The following is a 22,738-nucleotide window of genomic DNA, read 5'->3' on the forward strand; positions in this document are numbered from 1 at the left end:
ACATGCCCCCATGCGACCGCCCTCCACGACGGCCGAGGGGCAAAGTGGTAACCGATACGTCCGGTGACGCGGTCGGCGAGGACCCGGCAGGGGCCGTCGCATCGTGAGTTCACCGGCGCCGCAGTCGCACACACCGAACGGCACGACCGACGCACCGGGAGCAGGACATGGGCCTCATCCACATCGAACTCTTCGCCACGCTCGACCTGGTCGGGCAGGCGCCCGGCGGTCCCGACGAGGACCCGTCGGGGTTCCCGTTCGGCGGCTGGCAGGCGCCCCTGATGAACGAGGTCACCGGGGCGCAGATCGGTGCCGCGTACGAGGGCACGGACGCGCTCCTGCTCGGGCGGCGGACCTACGACATCTTCGCCGCCTACTGGCCGCACCAGGAGGGCGGCGAGGACAACCGGATGGCCACGCTCTTCAACAGCGTTCCGAAGTACGTGGCCTCCCGCGGCAGGCCCGACCTCTCGTGGGCCGGCTCCACGCAGCTCGGCCCGGACCTGGCCGCGGCGGTGCGCGAGATCCGCGACCGGCACCAGCACGTCAGGGTCGTCGGGAGCCTCGACCTCGTGCAGACCCTGCTGCGCGAGAAGCTCTTCGACCGTCTCGACCTGTGGGTGCATCCGATCGTGCTCGGGGTCGGGAAGAAGGTGTTCGACGGTGGTGAGGTACCCACCAACCTCACCCTCCTCGAACCGCCGGTGGCCAGCCCGAAGGGCACCGTGTACCTGCGCTACGCGCTCGCCGACGGCACTCCCGCGACCGGGGACATGAGCGCACCCGATCGCGGCACCGGGCGCGCCGACTGAGGCCGCGCCCCTCTCGCCGGCGTCCCGACGCGGCGGCGACGTCACCCTCGACGGCACCGTGGTGCGGGGTGACCCCTTCCGCCGCGTCCCACGTCCCGGGGCGCGAGGTCACACGGCGGTCAGGCTCTTGGCCAGGACCCGCTCCCTGCGGACACCGTCAGGCAGCAGAGCACCGGGTTCACCGGTGTCCGTGAAACCGTGGCGCGCATAGAGCGCGGCCGCCACGGTGTTGTCCGGCATCACGGACAACCGCAGCGTCCGGGCACCACGCCCCGCGCCCCACCGCTCGACCGCCCGGATCAGGGAGTCGCCCACGCCTCGGCCCCGAGCCGCGGGGCTGACCCACATCGAGATCAACTCCACGCTCTCCGCCTCTTCGCCCGGGACCCCGCTGACCATGCCCACCGGGAGCCCGTCGAGGAGCGCGACGAGATCGTGCGCTCCGGATATCGACAGACGGGCACGCCAGCGTTCCTCCCGATCACCGGAGCCTTGCCACTCGGCCAGCGTCGAAGTGAAGGCATAGGGCGCCTCGGCGAGCGCGGCCAGTCTCAACTTGCGCCAAAGGGGCCAGTCGTCGGGCCCCAGAACGCGTACTTCGAGCATGATCGCCACTCTGCTGCCGACGCTCCAGCGGCGGCAAGCTGATTACGGCGACGTGAACGGCGTCATGGGCCCGGCAACCGGCCACCGCAAGCTGATGAGGACCGCCGCGGCGGCCGACCTGTACCCGGTCGCGGTCTGCGCGGACGCCATCGTCTACCCCTCGCCCGGCCCGTCCCCGCTGGACGTCCTGTCCCACACCGACGACGGCGAGCCGGTCGACGACGGGGGAGTGAGCGGGATCGACGCAGGTTCCCGCCTCCGCACGGCGTCTCCCCGGCCCTTACAGCATGACGTGCTTGGGCTGCGTGTATTCCAGCAGCCCGGTCATCGACAGGTCGCTTCCGTAGCCCGAGTGCTTGCACCCGCCGTGCGGCATCTCGGAGACGGTCGTGCCATGGGTGTTCACCCACACGATGCCGGTGGCCAGCGCGCGGGTGGCGCGCATGGCCCTGCCGTGGTCACGGGTCCACACACTGGCCGCGAGGCCGTACCGCACCCCGCACGCCAGCGCCAGCGCCTCCGCCTCGTCGGTGAAGGGCTGCACGGTCACGACGGGGCCGAAGACCTCCTCCTGCACGATCTCGTCGCTCTGCCGCACCCCGGTCACGACGGTCGGCTCGTGGAAGAAACCCGGCCCCGGCACGGCCGATCCACCGGTCACCACGCGGGCACGCCCCGGCAGCCGCTCCAGCATCCCCGAGACGGAGGCGAGTTGGGCCGCGCTGTTGAGCGGTCCGAAGTCGTTGCCCGCCACACTGCCGGGGCCGGTGCGCAACCGTTGCGCGTAGGAGGCGAATCCGGCCACGAACTCGTCGTGGACGTCGCGCTGCACCAGCAATCGCGTCGCCGCGGTGCAGTCCTGGCCCGCGTTGTAGAAGGCGACGGACGCCAACTCGCGGGCGGTCGCGTCCAGATCGCAGTCGTCGTACACGATGACGGGCGCGTTTCCGCCGAGTTCGAGGTGGAGGCGCTTGAGGTCGGCCGCCGCGGCGACCGCGATCTCCCGCCCGGCCCGGACGCTGCCGGTCACCGCCACCATCCGCGGTACCGGATGCGCCACGAGGGCCCGGCCGGTGTGCCGGTCGCCGCAGACCACGTTGAGCACTCCCGGCGGCAGGTGATCAGCCGAGATCCTGGCGAGGAGGGCGGCGGAACCCGGAGTGCTGTCAGCGGGTTTGAGGACCACCGTGTTGCCCGCGGCCAGCGCCGGGGCGATCTTCCACACGGCCGTCATCAACGGGTAGTTCCACGGCGTGATCTGGGCGCACACCCCTACGGGGTCCCTGCGCAGCACGGAAGTGTGGCCCGGGGTGTACTCGCTCGCGGCCGGACCGGGCAGGGCACGCGCGGCGCCGGCGAAGAACCGCAGCGTGTCGGTGATGGCCGGCAGTTCGTCCGCGCGGAAGGCCCGGACGGGCTTGCCGGTCTCGCGCACCTCGGCGTCGACCAGTTCCTCCGCGTGGTCCTCCATCGCGTCGGCCATTGCGAGCAACGCCCGCTGCCGCTGCCCGGGGGAGGTGGCGGCCCATCCGCCGAACGCCTTCTGGGCCGCGGTGCAGGCGGCGTCGACGTCGTCCGCCCTGGACCGCGGCGCCCGCGCCGACCGCCGCCCGGTGGCGGGATCGACGAGGTCCAGCCAGGTGCCGGACGAGGCGGCGACATCGCGGCCCGCGATGTGGTTCAGGATGGTGAGCGGTTCAGCCACGGCGCAGCGCCTCCTTCGCGGCGGCGCGACCCGTCCGCACCGCCCCTTCCATGTATCCGGCCACCCACTGGTCGGATCCGCAGACGTAGAAGGGCGGTTCGTGGCTGCCGTGCAGCGGTCCCACCGCTGTCACGTCGCCGGGCGCCCACTGGGTGACGTAGCCCTGCGTCCAGGGATCGGTGCCCCACAGCCGCAGGTCCGTGGTGAGCGGTTCGCGTGCCTGCTCACCGTAGAGCCGTGCCACGTCCGCGAGCAGTTCCGCCCGCCGCACCGCCGGGGGCATCCCGAGCAGGACCCCGTACCGTTCCGGTGGGATCAGCGCGGACAGTACGCCCTCGGTCTGCGGCCAGGTGCTGCCGAGCACACCTTCGCACTCCGAGAGGCCGTTGAGGTCCGCCTCACGCCAGAAGGCGCGGTCGTAGGCGGCGACGAACTTGGCCGCCACCGCCTGCCGTTGGGCACGCAGCGAGGCCAGCCGCCGGTCGCTCACGCCGCTGATGGAGACCGACCGCAGAGGGCCCACGGGAAGCGCGCTGATCACGGCGGAGGCGGTGAGGGCTTCACCGCTCGCCAACTCCACCCTGCATTTGCCGGGCCGCGCGACGAGCGCCACCACGGGCGACCCGGTGCGCACCCGTGGGCCGAGTTCCCGAGCCATGCGCAACGCCACGGTGGCCGAGCCCTCCGCGACGCGCAGTCCCTCCCAGTCCTCGTAGTCGTAGTGCCCCTCGCTGGGAACGGCCGCCTGTTTGCGCAACGCCGCGAGCAGGGAGGTGCGTTCGACCGACCCCGCGGCGAGCCCCAGCGCGCCGATCTCCCACAACCGGACCACCGCGGGCGTGGCCCCGGACGAACGCAGCCACGCGCCGACGGACAGGCCGTCCAGTTCCGCGGCGCGCGGGTGGGACCAGGGGTCCTCGGGCCGCACGCTCCGGGCCGCAGTGACGAACAGTGCTGTCACGTCGTCATGGCATCGAGCGTCGTCGACGGTGAACCACTGCGGCGGATCACCCGCCCCGACGCCTTCCGGGACCGCACGGCTGATCCGGCCCGGCTCGGCGACGTAGCTGGGGACCAGGGTGAGGCCCAGTTCGGCGACGAGGCCGAGGTAGGAGGAGTGAGCGCGTCCCACGACCTCGCCCCCCAGCTGGACCAGGCGCCCGTCGGGCAGCGTCCGTTGTTCCACGCGTCCCCCCACCCGGTCGCGGGCCTCCACCACCAGCACGTCGGCTCCGCCCGCGGCAAGGTCCCGCGCGGCGCTGAGCCCGGCCAGCCCGGCACCGAGCACGATCACGTCGTGGTTCACACCGTCTTCCTTCCGGTCTGCGTCCGCATGGCATCGCGGCGCTTCGTCATGGCGCCCCCCCGCACCGGCGGGGCGTGGCCGTTCACACGAGGAGCAGGCAGTGCTCCGGCTCCCAGCCCAGTTCGACGGTCTCGCCACCCTCCCAGCGGTCCTCCATGCGGGAGCGCGCCGTGTTCTGCTCCAGCGCGGCCACCGTGACACCAGGTGCCAGCTCGATCAGGTAGGTGGTCGTCGGCCCGGAGTAGACCGTCTCGCGCACCACTCCGCGGATCACCGGCATCCCGGGCCGGAAGTCGGAGAGCCAGATCTTCTCGGGGCGGATCGACACGCTCACGGTGCTCCCGTCGGCACAACCGTCACGACGGCCCACCGGCAGGGCGGGACCACTGTCCAGCCGGACCTCACCATCCCGGTACACACCACTGACCAGGTTGGACGTGCCCATGAAGGACGCCACGAACCGGCTGGCCGGGTGCTCGTAGACGTCTTCCGGCGTGCCGCACTGCTCTAGGCGGCCGTCGTTGAGGACCGCCACCCGGTCCGACATGGTGAGCGCCTCGTCCTGGTCGTGGGTGACGAAGACGAAGGTGATGCCGACCTCCCGCTGGATCTGCTTGAGTTCGACCTGCATCTGGCGGCGCAGTTTCAGGTCGAGGGCCGCCAGCGGTTCGTCGAGCAGCAGGACCGCGGGACGGTTCACGAGCGCCCGGGCCAACGCGACCCGCTGCCGCTGCCCACCGGACAGCGTCCGCGGCCTGCGACCGGCCAGGTCGGCGAGCTGCACCATCTCCAGCATCGCGCCGACCCGCTCGCGGATCTCCGCCTTGGCCACCTTCCTGCGTTTGAGGCCGAAGGCGACGTTGTCGGCCACGGACAGGTGGTCGAAGAGCGCGTAGCTCTGGAAGACCGTGTTGACGTTGCGCTTGTCCGGCGGCAGGCCCGTGACGTCCTCGCCGCCGAGCAGCACCGTGCCGGACGTCGGGTCGGCGAAGCCGCCGATCATGCGCAGCGATGTCGTCTTGCCGCAACCGGACGGGCCGAGGAGGGAGAAGAACTCCCCGGGCGCGATGTCCAGGCACAGGTCGCGCACGGCGTGGTTGCCGGCGAACTCCTTGCTGACGTGGTCGAGCCGGACCGCGGGGGTCGCGTTCATGGCTGTCACTCCCCTGAGAGGACGTCGAGGCCGCCGCCGCGGCCGAAGAGGCGGGGGATCGCCAGCGCGAGCGCGATCAGCCCGATGGAGCCGGCCAGCATCAAGGTGCCCACCGCGTTGATGGTCGGCTGGACACCGAACCTGATGGCGGAGTAGATGCGCACGGCCAGCGGCTGCGGATCGACGCCGGTGGTGAAGTAGGCCAGCACGAAGTCGTCGAAGACGAGGGCGAAGACGAGCACGGCACTCGCCAGGATGGCCGGGAGCAACGCGGGGAAGGTCACCAGCCGCAGGGACTGCCAGCGGGTCGCGCCCAGGTCCATCGCCGCCTCCTCCACCTCCGGATTGAGCGCCGCGACGCGCGAACGCAGGATGACGGTCACGTAGGAGATGGAGAAGGTGACCTCGGAGACCATCACCGTCCCCGTGGACAGGGTGATCCCCAGGCCCTTGAAGAGCAGGAGGGACGCCACTCCCGTCACGATCTCCGGGGTGATCAGCGGCACCAGCATGATCAGCCCCGCATAGCTGCCCAGGCGGCCACGGGCGCGTACCAGGCCCATGGCGAGGGCGGCACCCAGGGCCACCGACCCCACCGTCGCCACCAGTGAGACCTTCAGACTCATTCCCAGGGAGCCGATCAGTACGTGATCGGAGAAGAAGGCCCGGTACCAGCGCAGCGAGAAGCCCTTGAAGACGGTGAGCGACTTCTGGGAGTCGAAGGAGAACAGCGCCACCATGGCGATGGGCAGGTAGAGCAGGAAGAAGAAGACCGCGGTGAGGGCGATGGCCACCCGGGGCCTGCGTTCCGCCCGGCGGCGCCCGGGCCACCCGTGACGTGCGGGCCAACGGCGACGTCCGGCGCTCACCGTGCCGCCTCCGCCTCGTCCTTGTTGGCGCGCCGCAGGTAGCCGACCATGCCCACCAGCAGCACGGCCATCAGCAGCATGGTGAGCGCGGCCCCCAGCGGCCAGTCCTGGCCCTCGAAGAACTCGTCCTGGATCAGGTTGCCGATCATCAACTGGTTGGGCCCTCCCATGAACTGGGCGCTGACGAAGTCCCCGACGGCCGGCAGGAAGACCAGCACCAGACCGGCGGTGGCGCCCTGCCGGGTCGCGGGCACGGTGACGAACAGGAAGGTCCGCAGCGGGCCGCCGTACAGGTCGCGTCCCGCCTCGATCAGGGAGACGTCCATGCGTTCCATGGCCGCGTAGAGCGGAATGATCATGAAGACGACGAAACCGTAGACCAACCCGGCGATGACGCCGGGCCCGGTGTTGAGGATCTTGGTGTGCGGTCCCGCGAGGCCGATCGCGCGCAACGCACGCAGCAACGGGCCGTCGTCGGAGAGCACCACGGACCAGCCGTACATGCGCACCAGGTAGTTGGCGAAGAACGGCACGACGATCGCCGCGATCAGGGCGTTCTTGAAGCGTCCCGCGTGCAGCGCGATGGTGTACGCCACAGGATAGGCGATCAGGAGGCACAGCGCGCAGGTCAGCAGGGCGTACACCAGGGAGCGCACCAGCACGTCGCGGTAGACCGGGTCGCCGAGCGCGGAGAGGTTGGCCAGTGTGCGGCCGAAGTGCGGATTGCCCAGCTCGTCCGTGGTGCCGAAGGAGAGCGCGGCGACGAGGAGCAGCGAGCAGATGAAGAATGCGGACATCCACACCGTGCCGGGCAGGGTGAGCCAGTTCCACAGCCGGGCCCCGGCGGCGGCGGGGCGCGGTCGTGCGGGGACGCGGTCGGCCATCACTCGGCCTCCACGTCTGTCCAGGTGGCGTCCCGGGCTTGTTGCGCCGCGGGCGAACTGTTGCGGAAGTAGCGGTCGGTCGTCAGGTCACCGGGCTCGATGACGCAGTTGGGCAGTTGTTTCACGATTGCCGCGTACGCGTCCTCGGTGCCGTGCACCGGCATGGGGTAGCCGATGTAGCGGATGTTCTTGATGACGTTGCTCGGGCGGAGCATGTAGTCGATGAAGAGCATCGCGGTGCCGGGGTGTTGTGCGTTGGCGGGGATGGCGTAGCAGTCGGAGTTGATGGGGCAGCCCTCCTTCGCCGTCTCGAATCCGTAGATCGAGGGGTCCTTGGCCTGGCCCAGCACGCTGACCATGTCGCCGCTCCAGGCCTGGGTCATGGTGGCGTTGCCGTTGAGCAGGTTGTCGTAGTCGTCGCTGGAGAAGCCGCGCAGATGCGGGCGGAGGGACTTGATCGTGGCGGCGATGCGGTCCAGGTCGTGCCGGCTGGAGGTGTTGATGTCCAGACCCAGCTTGAGAGCGGCCATGCCCAGGACCTCGTCGCGGTCGTCCAGCAGGAAGACAGTGCCGCTCGCGGCCGGATCCCACAGGTCGTCCCAGGAGCCGCTGAGGTCGCCGAGCTTGTCGCGCCGCCATCCGATGCCGGTCTTGTACATGGTGAAGGGCACCGTGTGTGCCGAACGCGGGTCGTACCAGGGGTCGCCGAAGTACGGATAGCTGCCGAAGACCAGCTCGGCGTTGCGCAGCTTCGTGTGGTCGATGCGCCGCAGCCGCCCCGCCGAGGCGAGCAACTGGGCCCACTTGGCCGAGGGGAAGATGATGTCGTACTTGTTGCCGGCGTCGAGTTTGGCGGCCATGCCTTGCATGGAGTCGAAGTTGGACTGGACGACGTTGACGCCGTACTCCTTCTGGAATCCGGCGAAGACCGAAGGGTCCACGTAGTCGGCCCAGTTGAAGTAGACGAGGTCGCCGTCGACCTTCACATCGATGGGAGCGTCGTCGTCCGCGGTCATGGCGGTGTTCTGCTGGACGAATCCGCAGCCGGCCAGGGAGAGACCGAGGCCGCCGGCGGCGCATGAGCGCAGGAGGGAGCGACGGGAGAGTGGGCGTGCCTCGTGGGACATGGGTCGTCCTCTCCGGAGGGGGACACGAAGGCAGGGGAAGGGAGGCGGGGGAGTTGGGGGATAGCGCGGGGCGTGCGAGGGCCGCGCGGTCGACCCCACGAGCGCGAAGGCAGGGGTGGTCAGGGGGAGGTGCGGCACCGGCGCCGTGGCCGCTCCACGAGCGGTTCACCCAGCGCTGCGCGAGCCGCCGAACCGGCAACCGTGGCGGCCGTGGATGACGGCGAGTCGACACGTAAGCCGGCACGAGCGGTACGCGACCGGGGGCCCGGAACCACGGCGGGGCGGCGGGGGCCGGGGGTGTCCAGCGGACGGCGACCCCGGAGGCGTGAGGTCAGGCCGGGTCTAAGGCGGAGGCGTTGGACGGTAGGGGGTCCGCCGGTGGGAACGGGACGTCGAGACCGATCTGCGGTGCGACCACCGACCAGACGCGCCGGCGGACCTCGTCGGTCTCCCGCGGGGTCGGGTCCATCAGCAGGCGTGCGCCGTAGCCGTCGGTGAGCGCGATGATCAGGTCGGCCAGCCGCTCGGCGTCGCAGGGGGCGAACTCCCCGGCTGTCACTCCGGCCCGCACCACGTCGGCGACCCAGTCGGTCACGCCGGCGTACAGCTCGCGGGCGACCCGCAGCGAGCCCTTGTCGCGTGCGGCCCGAAGGTGCAGCTCCTGCCAGAGCAGGAAGTCCCGGCGCAGTTCGGAGTCGAGCGGCAGACACGCGTCGATCACCCGGGCGAGCCGCCAGGCGTGCGGTGCGTCGGCCGGTGGCTCGGCGTCGTAACCCGCCCGGCCCGCGCTCTCGTACGAGAACTTCAGGGCTTCGAGGAAGAGCTTCTCGCGGGTGTCGAAGTGGTAGTGCAGCAGCGCGGTGGAGACTCCGGCGTGCTCCGCCACCATGCGCATCCTGACCTTCTCGAACCCCGCCTCCGCGATGGTCTCGCAAGCGGCGGCCAGGATCAGCCGACGGGTGGCCTCCGTACGGGCCTCCGCGGTCACCGGAACGTCCCCCGGGGCGCACGGCTGTCCGCCGGTCCGGAGGGCTGGAGGCAAGGGGCGTCCCGCAGGTCGGCCCGGACCCGGTCGGCGAACCAGCCGACGCCGCGCTCCCGCCGGGAGAGGGGCCCGGGCTCGAACTCCGGTGTGGCGACGCCGTGTTGGACGCGCGACACCAACTCGGCGTCCTCGTCGTTGGTGACCCACCCGATGTGGATGTTCAGCCGCCGGGCCAGCCGGGTGCGGGCGGTCGTCCCGCGCCGGGTGAAGAAGGCACCCGGGATGGCGACGCGGTCCTGCGCGGTGGGTATGGCGGTCCAGGCGAGCACGTGGTCAGGATAGAAGTCCAGCAAGGTGTTCGGGTAGATCACCGCGTAGCGCCAGGTCCTGCGGTCGGCCTCGGTGAGCCCGGGCATGGGGGCGGCGACCTTCTGGTAGAGCCGCTCGAACCAGTTGGAGGACGGTTTGTCGCGCAGCGGTGACTGGAACAGCACGTACGACTCGTCGACGACGTCGCACTCGTAGCGCTGGTAGTCCAGCAACCGCATCAGCGCCGGGTGGGCGACGGGCACGTGGTAGCCCTCCAGGTAGTTGTCCACCACCACCTTCCAGTTGGCCTGCTGGACCTCCGCGCCCGCCAGATCGTGGATGCGGCTGCGCCCGACGGGCGTCAGGTCGGGGCCGGCGTAGTGGCCGACGGCCTCGGCCAGCCCGGCGCACTGGACGGCCAGGGGCACCGCGTCCGGGTCGAGGTTGACGAAGACGAATCCCAGGAAGGACTCCACGCGCACCGCGTGGAGCCCGAGGGCGGCCTTGTCCAGGCAAGGGATCTGGCGGTTCTCGGGTGCCCCGACGAGCGTGCCGTCGAGCCGGTACGTCCAGCCGTGATACGGGCAGCGGATGGCCTTGGCGGCAGGCTCGCTGCCGGAGACCAGGCGGGTGCCGCGGTGCCGGCAGACGTTGAGGTGGGCGGCGAGCCCTCCGTCCTCGGTGCGCACGACCAGGACCTCGCGGCCGGCCGCCCAGGCCGCGAGCCGGGAGCCGGTCTCGCGCAGGTCGGACTCGTGGCACACCAACTGCCAGGACCTGGCGAAGATGCGCGGGACCTCCTCCTCGGCGATCCGGGGGTCGGTGTAGTAGCGGCCCGCCAGAGCGGGGGCGGGCGCGGCATGGTCGGCCGGGCCGGGGGAGGTGACGGTTTCGGACTGCATCGGATGGTCCTCCACGCCGTCGGGCGATGAGAGAGTGCAGCGGTCCAGGAGCGACGGACGCCGGTCGTCGAGCGGCCGGGGGAGTCGCGCTGATTGATTGGTCAGTCAGGTTGCGGCCGGATTGCCGCCATGTCAACTCTTGTGAACTGACTGATTGGTTAGTTAGCGTGTGGCCCTCGCCGACCCGGCCAACCGACCGGTCGACCCTCCTGGCGCCTGAGCGTCCCCGCACTCACACCCGCCCCTCTCCACCCCACTCACCACGGCGGCCCGCATGCCCGGCGGCGGTTCGAACTCCCCCGGCCGCTGGCCGTTCGCTGCCACTCCACCACCCGGCCCGGACCTGCGCCGTCCGAGCCGGGCAAGCCGTCGCACCAGCGGAGGCATCCCATGCGCGGAGCCCGCACCACGTCCTGGCTGGGGCTGACGCCGGAACCCGAGAGGGAACTGCCGTCAGCCGTAGCCGCACTGCGAGCCCAGGCCGCCGGCCCCCTCGGCACTTCCGAACCCGACGAGTCGGCTGAACGCCGCCGCGTGGAACAGCTCGTCCTGCACGGCACGCAACGCGGCTGGCTCCGCTACCTGGCGGAGGTCACGGCACTGGTCACCGATGTCGCGACCGGCGCCGCGCCGGGCGATCCGGACACCGCACTGCTCGTCGCCGACGTGGTCCTGGAGCACCACCGCATGCTCATCGGCCTGCCCGGTCCCGGCTACCGGCTGGCCGAGACCCAGCGGTCGGCACTGACACAGGCGGTTCGCACCCTCGGCCAACGTCCCGAAGGCAGGAAGACCCCATGACGACGATCCGCCCTCTTCTCCCCGCGCACTTCGCGACGGCACTCGGCTCCGCCCCGGGCGTCGGCGAGGACCTGGAGGCCTACCTGCGCGCGGGGGGCTACCGGCCGTGCGACCCCGCCGAGTTGCTGGAGAGAATCACCCGCAGCGGGCTGCGCGGGCGCGGCGGCGCGGGTTTCCCCGCGGCGCTGAAGCTCGCCACCGTGCGTGACGCCCGAGGCGAGGCGGTCGTGGTCGCCAACGGAGAAGAGGGCGAACCGGGCTCCGTCAAGGACCGCTGGCTGCTGCGCGCCCGGCCCCACCTGGTCCTGGACGGCCTGGCCCGTGCCGCGGCGATCACCGGGGCACGAGCCGGCTACGTCTACGTGTCGGACCCCGACGCGGCCGACCGGGTCCGCGCCGCCCTCAAGGAGCGCGGTGCGCAGTCGCAGGTGCGGGTGGTGCTCACGGAGCCCGCCTACGTGGCCGGTGAGGAGACAGCGGTGGTACGCCGTATCAACGGCGGCCCCGCCCTGCCGACGGCCAAGCCGCCGCGACCGTACGAGCGCGGGGTGGACGGGGCACCGACGCTGGTCGCCAACGTGGAGACGCTCGCGCGGATCGCATTGCTGGCCGCGAGCGCCGAGGATCCGGGGCCCCCGGGTCCGGCCGACGCCTACCTGCTCACCCTTTCCGCCGGAGACCGCCCCGCCGTCCTGACCGAGGCGGTGGCGCACACCACCCTGGACGAACTGGCCCGCCTCCTGGGCACCGAGCGCCCGCGGGCCGTGCTGACGGGCGGCCTGTCCGGCGGTCTGCTCGGGCCGGGCAGCGGACTCCCCGTGGAACGCGACGCGCTCGCGTCCGCCTCGGCGTCGCTGGGCTGCGGGGCGATCCGATTTCTCGGACCCGACGAATGCCCGGTCGCCGTCGTGGCGGACTCCCTCGCCTACCTGAGCGGGCAGAGCGCGCGGCAGTGCGGTGTGTGCGTCTCGGGTACGTCCGCGCTGCGCGACACGGTCGCGGGCCTGACGGCGGGCCGGGTGGACGACGAGCGGATCGCACGGCTGACCCGCTGGTCGTCGACCCTGCCCGGTCGCGGTGCGTGCGGCCTGCTGGACGCGGCAGCCCGCCTCGTCGCCTCCCTCCTGCGGGTCTTTCCCGCTCTCGTCGAAGCCCATCGAGGCCGCCCCTGCGCGCCGGTGAAGGTCTCAGGCCAGCACCGTCTCCGCGTCCCGGTGCCCGAGGTCTCTGTCCGCCTGCCGGCCTGACGCCCCGCCCGCACGCCCCAACACCCAAGCCCGTCCCCCGCAACACCCCAACTCCCAAGCACATCCCCGAGCTGCGAACCCCTTCCGCCCGACGCGAACAAGGAGCCGGACCGATGAAACTCCTCCTCGACTCGACACGGTGCCAGGGCTACGGCCTGTGCCAGGAAGCCGCGCCCGCCCTGATCGACCTCGACGACTGGGGATACGCGGCCGTGCCCGACACGGCCGTGCCCCCCGGTGAGCAGTCGGCCGCGCGGGCCGCCGTCGAAATCTGCCCCAACCACGCGCTGCGGACGGCGAAGTGAGCGCGGCACGCGACCTGGCCGCCCTGTTCGATCCCGCCTCGGTGGCCGTGGTCGGCGCGAGCGACGACCCCGCCAAGTACGGTCACGCGGTCGCCTCCCAGGCGCTGCGGGCGAGCCGCCGCCCTGTCCACCTGGTCAACCGGCGCGGCGGCACCGTGCTGGGGCGCACCGCGGCCACCAGCCTCACCGGCATAGGAGAGCCCGTCGACCTCGTGGTGGTCTCGGTGCCGGGGCCAGGGTTCGAAGCGGCCGTGGACGAGGCGCTGGCCTGCGGTGCCCGCGCCGTCGTGGCGATCACCGCCGGGTTCGCCGAGACCGGCGCCGACGGGCTCGGGCGGCAGCGCGCCGTCGCGGAGCGCGTCCGCCAGGCCGGCGCGGTCCTCGTCGGCCCCAACTGCCTGGGCGTCGTGGACAACACCACCGAACTCTTCCTCGCCTCCGACCACTTCGCACCCGGCGGCGTGGCCCTGCTGAGCCAGAGCGGCAACCTCGCACTCGAACTCCAACTGCGCCTGACGCCGTACGGACTGGGCTTCTCCCGATTCGTCTCGCTGGGCAACCAGGCCGACGTGGACCTGGTGGACCTGGTGACCGACTGCGCCCGGCACCCGCAGACCAGCGCGATCGCCGTCTACGCCGAGGACTTCGGTGACGGCAGGGCCTTCGCCGAAGCGGCGGCGGCCGCGGACAAGCCCGTCGTCCTGCTCACCGCGGGCGGTGGCGCCGCCGCGGCGCGCAGCGCCCGCTCCCACACCGGCGCCCTGACCACCTCGTCGGACGTGGTCTCCGCCGCCTGCCGCGACGCCGGGATCCACCAGGTGCGCACACCCCGCGAAATGGCGGCGGTGCTGGCCGGGCTGAGCGGCGGGCGCCGCAGCCCCGGCCGCCGGGTCGCGGTCTTCACCGACGGCGGCGGGCACGGAGCGATCGCCGCGGAGGCCGTGGAGTCGGCAGGGCTCGAGGTGCCCGAGACCGGTGAGGCCACCACCGAGCGGCTGCGCGGCTTCCTGTGGGAGCAGTCAGCCGTCGGCAACCCGGTGGATCTCGCCGGCATGGGGGAGCGGGACCCGATGTCCTACGCCCGGGCCGTCGACGCGCTGTTGTCCGCCAAGGAGATCGACGCCGTCCTGATGACCGGCTACTTCGGCGGCTACGCGGAGCAGGGCGGCGGGCTCGGAGGCCCGCACAACACCCTGGGCCATGCGGAACTGGCCGCCGCCGAGGCCATCGCCGCGCGGATGCACGGCGCGCCCAAGCCGCTCGTGGTGCAGTCCATGTACCCGCGGTCGGCCAGCTGCCGGGCGCTCGCGGACGCCGGGGTCCCGGTCTTCTCCGCGATCGAGGACGCCGCGGGAGCACTGGTCGCGCTGGCGCCCTCGACGGAGCCGGGACCTCCGACGGATCAGCCGGGAGCCTCGATGGATCAGCCGGGAGCGTTGCAGCCCCTGCCCGACGCGGCGCCGCCGTTGGACGACGTGGGGTACCACCCGATCCGCACCGCGCTGACCGAGGCGGGCCTCGTCTTCCCCACCGCCCGGGAGGTGAGCACCGAGGCCGAGTTGGGCGCGGCGGCGGCCGAGTTCGCCGGGCCCTACGTCCTCAAGGCGCTGCACCTTCTCCACAAGTCCGACGCCGGGGGCGTGGTGCTGGACATCGCGGACGAGGAGGGGTTGCTCGACGCCTATCGGCGGATGCACGCCCGCCTCGGCTCCCCCTCCTACTCCGTGGAAGCGATGGCGGACCCGTCCCGCGGCGTCGAGCTGATCGTCGGGGTCAACCGCGATCCGCGCTTCGGGCCCGTCGCCATGGTCGGCCTCGGAGGGACCCTCACCGAGGCGCTCGGCGACGTGGCCTTCGCCCTCGCTCCCGTCACGCCGCGGCGGGCGAGGCACCTGCTGGGCCGACTGCGCTCGGCGGCACTCCTGCGGGGAGCGCGGGGACGACCGGCCGCCGACCTCGACGCGGCCGCCGAAGCCATCGCCCGCATCACCCGGTTCGCCGCCGCCCACCCCGAGATCGCCGAACTGGAGGTCAACCCCCTGCTCGTGGGCCCCGACGGTGCCCTGGCACTCGACGCCCGAGCAGTCCTGGGCTGACGCGCCCCGCCGGCCCGGCATCGCCGCACGTGCCCGCACGCCGCACGAATGTCTACGGAGAGACACGCATGGACTTCCGCTACACCCCCGAGCAGGCCGACCTCAAGCGTCGCGCCGCCACGTACACCGCGCTGCTCATGCGGTACGAGGACCAGGCGGAGCAGGCCGGCGGCCCGCTCCCCGCCGATCTGGTCAAGGAACTCGCCCGGGCCGCGATCGATGCCGGGGTCTACGCCATCAACATGCCCGCCGAATGGGGCGGAGCCGGCCTGTCGCTGCTCGACCAGGTCATCGTGGAGGAGGAGTTCGGCAAGGCGACCAACTGCCTGTGGGACATCCCCTGGAGGCCGGCCAACGTCCTGGCCCACGGCACCGCCGCGCAGCGGGAGAAGTACCTGCTGCCGGTGATCCGCGCCGAACGGTTCGACGCGTTCGCCGTCACCGAGCCCGGCGCGGGCTCCGACCCGTCCTCCGGGAGCACCACCGCCACCCGCACCGACGGCGGATGGTTGCTGAACGGTGAGAAGTGGTTCGTCACCTGCGGCGACATCGCCGACTTCCTCCTGGTGCAGGCCGACGCCGGGCCGGATCGCGAGCCCACCCTGTTCTTCGTGGACAAGGAGGCGCCCGGCCTGCGCATGACCCGCGTCCCCGCCTTCATGCACAGCGCCGTCAACGGCCATCCCGAATTCACCCTCACGGATGTGTTCGTGGCCGACACGGACGTCCTCGGCGAGGTCGGCCAAGGATACGAACTGACCAAGGAGTGGTTCACCGACGAACGGCTGATGATCGCCGCCCGCACCGTCGGCGCCGCTGAGCGCGCGTTGCAGCTGGCGCGTGACTGGGCGGTGGGGCGTGAGCAGTTCGGGCGGCCGATCGCCGAGTTCCAGTTGGTGCAGGGGATGCTGGCGGACTGCGCGGTCGACATCGCGGTCAACCGGGCCTACACCCACCAGGTCGCCTGGGAGGCCGACCAGCCGGGCGCCGATCCCAAGACCCTGCACGCCAAGGCGTCGACCGCCAAGCTGGCGGCGAGCGAGGCGGCGGGCCGCGTGATCGACCGTTGCGTGCAGATCTTCGGCGGCCGCGGCTATGACCGCTCCTACCCGGTGGAGCGCCTGTACCGGGAGATCCGGGTGGATCGGATCTGGGAGGGCACCTCAGAGATCCAGCGCCTGATCATCGCCAACGAACTCATCAAGCGCGGCACCCGCGCCCTCGCACTGCCCACCCGCTGACCGGCGGCACGACGCCCGGTGTGCCGCTACGCCCGCCCCGCCGTCGTGCGAGCCCCCGCGTTCCCGCCCCCCGCCCCGCCCGCGCCCACGCGCACTCACCCCACGAGGACTCCCATGGACTTCAGGCTCACCCCCCGTCAGGCCGAACTCAAGGCCCAGGCCCGCCGGCTCGCGGACTTCATGGAGCGTTACGAAGCCGAATGCGAGGAGAACAACGGCCTGCCCGTCAGCGCCCACGAATCCGTGCGCGACGCGGTTCTGGACAGCGGACTGCAGGCCATCAACATGCCGGCCGAATGGGGCGGCGCGGGGCTCACCATCCTGGAGCAGGCCGTCGTCCAGGAAGAGCTGGGACGTCTGACCGGCGCCCTGTGGGACATGGTCTGGCGCCCCGCCAACGCACTGCGCTTCTGCACCCCGCAGCAACGGGAGCGGTACCTGATCCCCGTCATCAAGGGCGAGCGCCGCGACTGCTACGCGGTGACCGAGCCCGGCGCGGGCTCCGACCCGCAAAGCGTCGCCACCACCGCCACCCGGGTCGCCGACGGCTGGCGCATCGACGGCGAGAAGTGGTTCGTGACCATGGGCGACCACGCCGACTTCATCATCGTGCTGGCCGCGGCGGGGGAGGAGAAGGCGCCCACCCTCTTCCTCGTCGACAAGGAAGCCCCGGGTGTCGAGATGAAGCGGGTCCCGCGCTTCATGCACACCTTCGTCTACGAGCACCCCGAGTTCACCTTCACCGACGTCCGCGTGACGGACGACGCGATCCTGGGAGGGCTGGGCCAGGGGTACGACATCACCCGTTCCTGGTTCACCGAGGAACGGCTGATGATCGCCGCCCGCACGATCGGCGCCGCTGAGCGTGCGCTGGAGTCGGCGCGTGACTGGGCGGTGGGGCGTGAGCAGTTCGGGCGGCCGATCGCCGAGTTCCAGTTGGTGCAGGGGATGCTGGCGGACTGCGCGGTCGACATCGCGGTCAACCGGGCCTACACCCACCAGGTCGCCTGGGAGGTGACCGAGGGGACGACCGACCGCAAGACCCTGCACGCCAAGGCCGCCATGGCCAAGCTGGCGGCGAGCGAGGCCTCCGGCCGGGTCGTCGACCGTTGTGTGCAGATCTTCGGCGGTCGCGGCTACGACCGCTCCTACCCGGTGGAGCGCCTCTACCGGGAGCTGCGGGTGGACCGGATCTGGGAGGGCACCTCAGAGATCCAGCGCCTGATCATCGCCGGGGAACTGACCAAGCGGGGAACCGGCGTCCTGAACCTGCCCGGCGCGGTCGGCTGACCGGACGGCAGGGCGCAGGAGGGCGACGACGGACATCACAGTGGTCGGCGGGCCGGCGCCTTGCCGCTACGGGCGGGCGCGCGCCGGCCGCGCCCGCTCCGAAGTCCGACGGGAACGCCGCCGAAGCCCTCGCGTCCCGGCTCGTCACAAACCGGAGTACTCGGAGTCCGGCAGTTCTGGCAGCAGATCGGCGTAGAGGTCGGGCTCGGCAGGCACGCGGATGGCCAGGACGGCCACGTCGTCCTCGTTGCGGGTGGGGCGGGTCCGCTCCAGCAGCAGATCGATGAACGACTCCAGTGGGCGGTGGGCCAGGGACGCGGCGTGCCGGCGCAGGATCTCCAGGCCCTCGTCGATGGAGCGGTCGGGTGCTTCCACCAGGCCGTCGGTGTACAGCACGAGCGTGTCTCCGCGTCGCAGCGTGACGGAGGCCTCGGGGCGGGGCTGCTGGGAGCCGGTTCCCAGCAGCACGCCGTGGCCGCCGGTGAGGTAACTGGTCACGCCGTCGTAGCTGATCAACAAGGGCGGCGGGTGGCCGGCGTTGGTCCAGGTCAGTTCGTACTGTCCCTCACGGGCCGTGGCCAGCCGAGCGAAGATCAAGGTGGCCATGGACACCTGGGCGATGGGTCCGGTCGCGTGGTCGAGCCAGTCGACGACCTCGCTGGGCGTCTGTTCACGCATCCAGGCGTAGGCACGCAGCATGTTGCGCAGCTGGGCCATGCCGGCCGCCGCCTCCAGGTCGTGACCGACGACATCCCCGACGGCCAGCGCGGTGGTGCCGTCCGTGAGGGTGAAGGCGTCGTACCAGTCACCGCCGACCTGCGAGGCGTCGGGCGCGGGCAGGTAGCGGGCGGCCAGGCGCAGGCCTTTTACCCGCGGCAGGCGGGGCAGCAGATAGCGCTGCATGGTCTCGGCCACTCGGCGCTGCCGCTCGTAGAGGAGTGCGTTGTCCAGAGCGAGCCCGGCCCGGCGCGTGATGTCCTCCAACAGGGCGAGGTCACCCGGGGTGAACCGCTCCGGCTGGTCCGAGCGGCCCAGGGTCAAGGCGCCAAGCGTTCTGCGATGACTGAGGATCGGGGCGATCGCGGCCGAGTGCATACCGGTCGCCTCGAACAGACGGCGTTGCTCGACCGCGATTCCGGCGTCCGGCGGGCCGTTGTACGTCTCCGGGCCGGTCAGGCTGGCCGCCGCGCCGCGCAGAGCCCTGGACAGCGGCATCGGCGAGGCCTCCGGCACCGGCGGCATGGGCCCCTGGAGATCGTCCCTGTACACCACCTCGCCGTCCTCGCAGTGCGCCACGGCGAAACGCCGCACCTCGTCGCCTTTGGTGATCAGGTCGATCACTGCCCAGTCGGCGAGACGGGGCACCACCAGGCGCACCAGGCTGCTCAGTGCTTCTTCGACGTCGAGAGTGGTGCTCAGCAGGGTGGTCGTCTCGGCGAGCAGCGCCAGGCGCTCCAGTTCGGTGAGCGACGACATCAGCTGTCTCGGCCGCGCAGCGGGTGATTCCGGGGCGTCCTGGGCCCAGAAGATCACCAGCGAGCCCGAGGGGCGGCCTTCTGGGCCGTACGGCGTCGCCAACCATCCGACCGGCAACAGGGCGCCGTCGCCGCGCTCCAGCCATTCCTCGCGACCCTGCGCCGTGCGCCCGCCCAGCACGGCCTCCTTGAACGCACACTGCACCCCCGGAAGCGGTCCTCCGTGGCGGTTGCGGTGCAGCGCCTCATGGGCGTCCCGGCCGACGAGCTCCGAGGCGGGACGAGCGAGCAGGTCCACGGCTGACTCGTTGACGGCGAGGATGTGGCCCCGCTCGTCCGCCAGGTACGCGGCCGCACTCAGGCAACCTATCGCCTTCTCCAGAATGTCCGGCGCATGGCCGCCCACCACGTCTGGTGTCTGCTCGCCCTTCACGTGCCCGTCTCCTGCCCTTCGTCACTGCCGGGCCGTTTCGGCGGCCCACGTCGTGGAGTCCTCCGTTGCAGATGTCCCCGGCACGGCTAACTCATGCAGGAAGTGCGAGGCCACACCGGACCAGGGGGCCGGCGCACGGCTCGCGCGCCGTCGCCGCCGGTGCGGGACGGCCCGGTCAACCCGACGATAACGCGAATGGCCGGCCGGCGTCGGCCGACGAGAGGAGGACGGAGAGTGGGCGCCGGCGGTGAGGCGCCCTCGCGTCGCGCCGCGGTCCGTCGCGCCACCGGTCGGCCGGGCGCGAGCGGGGCACCGCCTGTGTCGCAGCGTCCTCGGCCGTGCCGACATGTCGCGGTGGCCTTGGGGCAGAATGCCTATCCGTAGTCCTGGGGGACCCAGGATCGGCACCAACCTGGCAGGACGGACGGATGGCCGCGACCGACACCCCTTCATCCTTCGGACCGCCGCCCCCGCCGGAGGACGGTGCGGTGACGCCACCGCATTCGCGGCCGGGCGTGGCGGCCAGGAGACCCCGCGGGACGGTGTCGTGGTTCACCGCCGGCTTCGGCGCCACGCTGGGCGGCGTGTTGGCGTACTCGCTGGCCGACGAGGTGCTGCGGATCAGCCAGCTGGTCGTCCTCCTCATGCTGGCGTTCTTCGTCGCCGTCAGCCTCGACCCGTTCGTCCGCTGGCTGGAGCGGCACCGGGTGCGCAGGGCCGTGGCGGTGGCCGTCGTGCTGCTGGCGTTCACAGCTGTCTTCGCCGGATTCCTGGCCCTCGTCATCGCGCCGGTGACGAGCGAGGTGCAGGCGTTCCTGCGGTCCTTGCCGCGGTGGCTCCAGGAACTGCGCGACCACCACTCCAGGCTGGGCAGACTGGAGGACCGCTACCACCTGATCGACAAGGCGAAGAGCGAGTTGGGTTCCTCCGGCGGCTCAGGTGTCGTCTCGGGACTGCTGGGGGCGGGCCAGGCGATCTTCAGCACGCTGAGCGACTTCGTCATCGTCATGGTCGTCACCATGTACTTCATGGCGGGACTGCCGCAGATCAAGACGTTCGCCTACCGCTTCGTCCCCGGCACCCGGCGTGCCCGCGCCGAGGCGCTGACCGAGGAGATCTTCGTCCGCACCGGCCGGTACATGCTCGGCAACCTCGCCACCTCCGCCATCGCGGGCCTGGCCACCTTCATCTGGTGCCAGGTCACCGACGTCCCGTACGCCGCCGCCCTCGGGATCCTCGTGGCCCTGCTGGACCTGGTGCCCATGGTCGGCTCCACCATCGGCGGCATCGTGGTGAGCCTGGTGGCCCTGGTGGTCTCCCTGCCCATCGCCATCGCCACCGCCGTCTTCTACATCGCCTTCCGCGTGGCGGAGGACTACCTCATCGTTCCCCGGGTGATGAAGTACGCCGTTGACGTGCACCCCATCGTCACCGTCGTGGCCGTCCTGATCGGTGGCGCCCTCCTCGGCATCATCGGTGCGCTCGTGGCGATCCCCGCGGCCATGGCCCTCGGTCTGCTCCTCGACGAGTTCGTCTTCCCCCGCATCGAAAGGCTCTGATCCCGGCGCAACCGCGACGTAGCCGTGGCCGTCGTCCGTCCGCGGGGGGTCCCCCGACGTGGCGGGCCCGGTGGGCCGCGGCATCACGCCAGCCGGTTGACGGCCGCGGCGAAGAGGGAGGGGAATCGGGCGGCGGTGGGGACGATCCGGGGGGCGAGGCGTGGGTGTCCCCGCAGCCACAGCAGGGAGGACGTGAGCAGCCGGTAGTTCCGCGACAGCCCGCGCCACGCCCGGTCGTAGTCCTGGGGCCGGCCGGTACGCACACACCGTACGAGCTGCGCCGCGGACGCCAGCGCCATCGAGATCCCCTCGCCTGTGAGGGCGTCGACGTAGCCCGCCGCGTCGCCGACCAGCAGCGTACGACCCGCCACCCGGGCGCCGGCCCGTTGCCGCAGCGGGCCAGCGCCCCGGGTGGCCGTCACCGCGCTCCCGGCGAGGCGCGCCGCCAACCGCGGGAATCGGGCCAACTGCTCGTCGAAGGGGACACGTTCACAGGTCAGGACGGCCACGCCGACCAGGCGGGGGCCCACGGGCGTGACGTATGCCTCGGCCCGGTGCGACCAGTGCACCTCCACGCAGTCCGTCCACGGCGCCACGGCGAAGTGGCGGCGCAGCCCGTACCGGGCCGGCCGCCCGTCAGGCCGCATCCCGAGGCCCAGGCCGCGGCGGATCGGCGAGTGCAGTCCGTCCGCGGCGGCGAGGTAGCGAGCCGTGATCCCGGCGGCTGTGACGCTCTCGGACGTCTGCCGGAGCGCGCCGACCCGCAACGGGCGCACCGGCACGCCGAGTTCGGCCACGCGACGGGACAGCGCGGCGTGCAGTTCCGTGCGCCGTACGCCCAGGCCGGGGTGCGTGCGGAAGTGCGCCTCCGCCTCGTGGTGGGCGTCCACGTAGCGGATGCCGCGGAAGGGATGGCCTTCGACGGCGACGCTCAGGTGGGCGAGCGCGCTCACGGCCGTCGGCATCAGCCCCTCCCCGCAGGCCTTGTCGACCGGGCCGGGGCGGGGCTCGGCGACCACCACGTCCAGGCCGGCCCGGGCGGCGTGGATCGCGGTGGCCAGGCCGGCCGGGCCGCCGCCGACGACCAGCAGGTCGATCACGGCGCCGCGACGGCACCGGCCGCCGCCGCGCTCAGGGCGCCGTTCTCGCAGCGCAGACGTACCGCGAGAAGAGGCAGGTTGAGCAGGGTGAAGGCAGCGGCGGTGATCCACGCCCCGTGCACCAACGGCAACGCGATCCCCTCCACCACGACGGCGAGGTAGTTGGGGTGGCTCATCAGCCGATAGGGCCCGCCGGTCACGAGCGGCAGGCCGGGGACGACGATGACCCTGGTGTTCCACCGCGGCCCGAGCGTGGTGATGCACCACCACCGCAGGCCCTGCGCCGCCAGCGCCAGCACGAGCATGGGCCACCCGAGAGCGGGTGAGAAACGACCGGCCCAGCCAGTGCGTCTCGGCGAGGCAGCCTGCCAGCAGGCCGGTGTGGAGCAGGACCATCACGGGGTAGTGCCCGCGTCCGTACTCTCTGGCGCCGCGACATCGGCTCCAGGCGGCGTTGCGCCGCGCGGTGACGAGTTCGGCCAGCCGCTCGGCGGCCACCAGCAGGACAAGCAGTGTGTACGCGGACATGTTCG

Annotated in this window: 19 protein-coding genes and 1 pseudogene; 8 read left to right on the top strand and 12 right to left on the bottom strand. The window is 72.0% G+C overall.

Features of this window, described 5'->3' with window-relative positions:
* The first annotated feature begins 167 nt into the window (after positions 1-167).
* Positions 168-812, top strand: coding sequence for a dihydrofolate reductase family protein (locus CK485_RS12230; protein WP_109449881.1), 645 nt, complete (start codon positions 168-170; stop codon positions 810-812).
* A 108-nt stretch (positions 813-920) separates the two neighbouring features.
* Here the strand turns inward: CK485_RS12230 and CK485_RS12235 are convergent, their stop codons facing one another.
* The 9 genes from CK485_RS12235 to CK485_RS12275 all read right to left on the bottom strand — a co-directional run bounded on the left by CK485_RS12235 (position 921) and on the right by CK485_RS12275 (position 10,658).
* Positions 921-1,418: a GNAT family N-acetyltransferase gene (locus tag CK485_RS12235; protein WP_109452877.1), complete on the bottom strand. Its 498-nt coding sequence runs from the start codon at positions 1,416-1,418 to the stop codon at positions 921-923.
* Between the two features lie 280 nt (positions 1,419-1,698).
* Positions 1,699-3,123, bottom strand: a complete 1,425-nt coding sequence (locus CK485_RS12240; protein WP_109449883.1) for an aminobutyraldehyde dehydrogenase — start codon at positions 3,121-3,123, stop codon at positions 1,699-1,701.
* Positions 3,116-4,429 carry an FAD-dependent oxidoreductase gene (locus tag CK485_RS12245; RefSeq protein ID WP_109449885.1) on the bottom strand — a complete coding sequence of 438 codons (1,314 nt, stop codon included), beginning with the start codon at positions 4,427-4,429 and terminating at the stop codon, positions 3,116-3,118. Before CK485_RS12245 ends, CK485_RS12240 begins: the two co-directional genes overlap by 8 nt.
* Positions 4,430-4,511: 82 nt before the next feature.
* Positions 4,512-5,582: an ABC transporter ATP-binding protein gene (locus CK485_RS12250; protein ID WP_109449887.1), complete on the bottom strand. Its 1,071-nt coding sequence runs from the start codon at positions 5,580-5,582 to the stop codon at positions 4,512-4,514.
* Between the two features lie 5 nt (positions 5,583-5,587).
* Entirely contained in the window at positions 5,588-6,376 is a 789-nt protein-coding gene (locus tag CK485_RS12255) for an ABC transporter permease (protein ID WP_241968307.1), read from the bottom strand.
* Between the two features lie 71 nt (positions 6,377-6,447).
* On the bottom strand, positions 6,448-7,335 hold the full coding sequence (locus CK485_RS12260) for an ABC transporter permease (protein ID WP_109449890.1): 888 nt from the start codon (positions 7,333-7,335) through the stop codon (positions 6,448-6,450).
* The gene (locus CK485_RS12265) at positions 7,335-8,462 is read right to left on the bottom strand and encodes a spermidine/putrescine ABC transporter substrate-binding protein (RefSeq protein WP_109449892.1); all 1,128 of its coding nucleotides are present in this window, start codon (positions 8,460-8,462) and stop codon (positions 7,335-7,337) included. Before CK485_RS12265 ends, CK485_RS12260 begins: the two co-directional genes overlap by 1 nt.
* Positions 8,463-8,793: 331 nt before the next feature.
* Positions 8,794-9,450, bottom strand: coding sequence for a TetR/AcrR family transcriptional regulator (locus CK485_RS12270; protein WP_109449894.1), 657 nt, complete (start codon positions 9,448-9,450; stop codon positions 8,794-8,796).
* Complete coding sequence (locus tag CK485_RS12275; protein WP_109449896.1) at positions 9,447-10,658, bottom strand: aromatic ring-hydroxylating dioxygenase subunit alpha; 1,212 nt, start codon at positions 10,656-10,658, stop codon at positions 9,447-9,449. Before CK485_RS12275 ends, CK485_RS12270 begins: the two co-directional genes overlap by 4 nt.
* Positions 10,659-11,048: 390 nt before the next feature.
* On the opposite strand from CK485_RS12275, the gene CK485_RS12280 reads away from it, so the two are divergent.
* The 6 genes from CK485_RS12280 (at position 11,049) to CK485_RS12305 (ending at position 17,638) form a co-directional block, all read left to right on the top strand.
* Positions 11,049-11,459 carry a hypothetical protein gene (locus CK485_RS12280; protein WP_109449898.1) on the top strand — a complete coding sequence of 137 codons (411 nt, stop codon included), beginning with the start codon at positions 11,049-11,051 and terminating at the stop codon, positions 11,457-11,459.
* Positions 11,456-12,706: an NADH-ubiquinone oxidoreductase-F iron-sulfur binding region domain-containing protein gene (locus CK485_RS12285; protein ID WP_109449900.1), complete on the top strand. Its 1,251-nt coding sequence runs from the start codon at positions 11,456-11,458 to the stop codon at positions 12,704-12,706. Before CK485_RS12280 ends, CK485_RS12285 begins: the two co-directional genes overlap by 4 nt.
* 113 nt (positions 12,707-12,819) lie before the next feature.
* Complete coding sequence (locus tag CK485_RS12290) at positions 12,820-13,011, top strand: ferredoxin (RefSeq protein WP_109449902.1); 192 nt, start codon at positions 12,820-12,822, stop codon at positions 13,009-13,011.
* Positions 13,008-15,107: an acetate--CoA ligase gene (locus tag CK485_RS12295; RefSeq protein ID WP_109449904.1), complete on the top strand. Its 2,100-nt coding sequence runs from the start codon at positions 13,008-13,010 to the stop codon at positions 15,105-15,107. The genes CK485_RS12290 and CK485_RS12295 overlap by 4 nt, the downstream gene beginning before the upstream one ends.
* Before the next feature lie 68 nt (positions 15,108-15,175).
* Positions 15,176-16,348, top strand: a complete 1,173-nt coding sequence (locus tag CK485_RS12300) for an acyl-CoA dehydrogenase family protein (protein WP_109449906.1) — start codon at positions 15,176-15,178, stop codon at positions 16,346-16,348.
* A gap of 114 nt (positions 16,349-16,462) precedes the next feature.
* Entirely contained in the window at positions 16,463-17,638 is a 1,176-nt protein-coding gene (locus CK485_RS12305; protein ID WP_109449908.1) for an acyl-CoA dehydrogenase family protein, read from the top strand.
* Positions 17,639-17,782: 144 nt separating this feature from the next.
* Here the strand turns inward: CK485_RS12305 and CK485_RS12310 are convergent, their stop codons facing one another.
* Entirely contained in the window at positions 17,783-19,522 is a 1,740-nt protein-coding gene (locus CK485_RS12310; protein ID WP_241968445.1) for a SpoIIE family protein phosphatase, read from the bottom strand.
* Positions 19,523-20,088: 566 nt separating this feature from the next.
* On the opposite strand from CK485_RS12310, the gene CK485_RS12315 reads away from it, so the two are divergent.
* Positions 20,089-21,105 (top strand): AI-2E family transporter, encoded by a 1,017-nt coding sequence (locus CK485_RS12315; protein ID WP_241968308.1) that lies wholly within the window; start codon positions 20,089-20,091, stop codon positions 21,103-21,105.
* 83 nt (positions 21,106-21,188) lie between these two features.
* Here the strand turns inward: CK485_RS12315 and CK485_RS12320 are convergent, their stop codons facing one another.
* Together CK485_RS12320 and CK485_RS12325 are read right to left on the bottom strand one after the other, a co-directional pair.
* Positions 21,189-22,205: an NAD(P)/FAD-dependent oxidoreductase gene (locus CK485_RS12320; protein ID WP_109449912.1), complete on the bottom strand. Its 1,017-nt coding sequence runs from the start codon at positions 22,203-22,205 to the stop codon at positions 21,189-21,191.
* A pseudogene (locus CK485_RS12325) lies at positions 22,202-22,733 on the bottom strand (isoprenylcysteine carboxylmethyltransferase family protein). The gene CK485_RS12320 and the pseudogene CK485_RS12325 overlap by 4 nt, the downstream one beginning before the upstream one ends.
* Positions 22,734-22,738: the final 5 nt, after the last annotated feature.

The organism is Streptomyces sp. ICBB 8177 (genome assembly GCF_003144095.1).
Taxonomy (GTDB): Bacteria; Actinomycetota; Actinomycetes; order Streptomycetales; family Streptomycetaceae; genus Streptantibioticus_D.